Source organism: Streptomyces sp. BE303 (assembly GCF_036290945.1).
Taxonomy (GTDB): domain Bacteria; phylum Actinomycetota; class Actinomycetes; order Streptomycetales; family Streptomycetaceae; genus Kitasatospora.
Map to the genome: position 1 here is coordinate 1 of NZ_JAQYWZ010000763.1, position 2114 is coordinate 2114.

Sequence of the window (2114 nt, forward strand, 5' to 3'; positions counted from 1 at the left end):
GCGCATCCAGCTCCGCGTACGTCCACGAGGACGCACCGAACACCAGCGCCACCTCGTCCGGCACCGACACCGCACGCTCCGCCAGCAGATCCGCCACCGAAGCCGACGGCAACTCACGACCCGTCGCCGCCCACTCCCCCAGCAACCCCCGCTCACCCGACGTCAGCACGTCCAGCGCGCCGATGCGGCGGTGCGGGTCGGCCGCGACCTGCTCCAGGACGGCGAGCAGGCGCTCGACCAGTCCCTCGGCGGTGGCCCGCTCGTAGAGGTCGGTGGCGTACTCGAAGGCGATGTCGATCTCCTCGGTCGAGGAGGTCTCCTCGAAGTTGAAGTCGAGTTCGAACTTCGCGGCGCCCAGCTCGAACGGCAGGATGCGGCTCTCCAGGCCGAGCAGCCGGCCGCCCTGGCCGTCGTTGTGCTGGTAGCCGAGCATCACCTGGAAGAGCGGGTGACGGCCGGGCACGCGCGGCGGGTTGACCGCCTCGACCAGCCGGTCGAAGGGCAGGTCCTGGTGGGCGAAGGCGGCCAGGTCGGTGTCCCGGGTGCGGCCCAGCAGGTCCGCGAAGGTCGGGTCGCCGGAAAGGTCGTTGCGCAGGACCAGGGTGTTGACGAAGAACCCGACCAGGGCGTCGAGCCCGGCGTCGGAGCGGCCCGCGACCGGGGCGCCGAGCGGGATGTCGGTGCCGGCGCCGAGACGGTGCAGCAGGGTCGCCACGGCGGCCTGGAGCACCATGAAGGTGGTGGTGCCGGTCGCCCGGGCGGCCTCCCGGAGCCCGCGGTAGACGGCGGGCGGCACCTGGGCGAACACGGTGTCGCCGCGGTAGCCGGCCACCGGCACGCGCGGGTGGTCGGTCGGCAGCGGCAGTTCCTCGGGCAGCCCGGCGAGCGCCTCGCGCCAGTAGGCGACCTGGCGGCTGTGCTGGCTCTGCGGGTCGTCGGCGGCGCCGAGCAGCTCCTGCTGCCAGAGGGTGTAGTCGGCGTACTGGACCGGCAGCGGCGACCAGGCCGGGGAGGTCCCGGCGACGTGCGCCGTGTACGCGGCCGTCAGGTCGTCGATGAAGGGGAGCATCGACCACTCGTCGCCCGCGATGTGGTGGAAGAGCAGGACCACGGCGTGGTCACCGGGGGCGATCTCCAGCAGGGTGACGCGCAGCGGCGCCTCCGCCGAGAGGTCGAAGCCGTGGCGGACGGCGGCCTCGACGTCGGCGGCCAGGGTCTGCTCGCCGGAGCGCACGACGTGGAGGGCGTCCGCGAGGGCGGGGGCGTCCAGGACGTGCTGGTAGACGGAGCCGTCGCGCTCGGTGAAGACGGTGCGCAGGCTCTCGTGGCGCTCGGTCACCGAGCGGACGGCGGCGCGCAGGGCGTCGGCGTCGAGGGCGCCGGTGACCCGGACGACCAGCGGCACGTTGTAGGTCGCACCGGAGCCGTCGAGGTTCTGCAGGAACCACATCCGGCGCTGGGCGTGCGAGAGCGGCAGGTCCTGCGGCCGCTCGCGGCGGCCGAGGGCCGGGCGCTGCTCGCCGTCGCCGCCGGCCCGGTGGGCCAGACCCGCCGGGGTGGGCGCCTCGAAGAGGTCGCGGACCGTCAGCCGGCCGCCCAGCAGGGTGCGGATCCGGGTGACCAGGCGGGTGGCGAGCAGCGAGTGGCCGCCGAGGTCGAAGAAGTGGTCCTCGGGACCGACCTCGTTGAGGCCGAGCACCTCGCCGAAGGCGCCGCAGAGGATCTCCTCGCGGGCGTCGCGGGGGGCGCGGCCGGCGGAGGTGGTGTCGGGGACGGGCAGGGCGTTGCGGTCGAGCTTGCCGTTGACGGTCAGCGGCAGCGCGTCGAGGACGACGAACGCCGAGGGGACCATGTACTCGGGCAGGCGCTGGGCGAGGCCGTTGCGCACCTCGGCGACGTCGACGCCGGCGCCGGCCGGCACGAGGTAGGCGGCGAGGCGCTTGACGCCGGGGGTGTCCTCACGGACCACCACGGCCGCCTGGGCGACGTCCTCGTGGGCCGCGAGGGCGTCCTCGATCTCACCGGGCTCGACCCGGTAGCCGCGGATCTTCACCTGGTCGTCCGCCCGGCCCAGGAAGTCCAGCAGGCCGTCGGCCCGCCAGCGCACCACGTCA

General features: G+C 74.4%; 1 protein-coding gene. It reads right to left on the reverse strand.

Annotated elements, in window-relative coordinates:
* Positions 1–2114 (reverse strand): condensation domain-containing protein (locus PUR56_RS22760; protein WP_329950274.1); only part of this gene is annotated, 2114 nt, incomplete at both ends.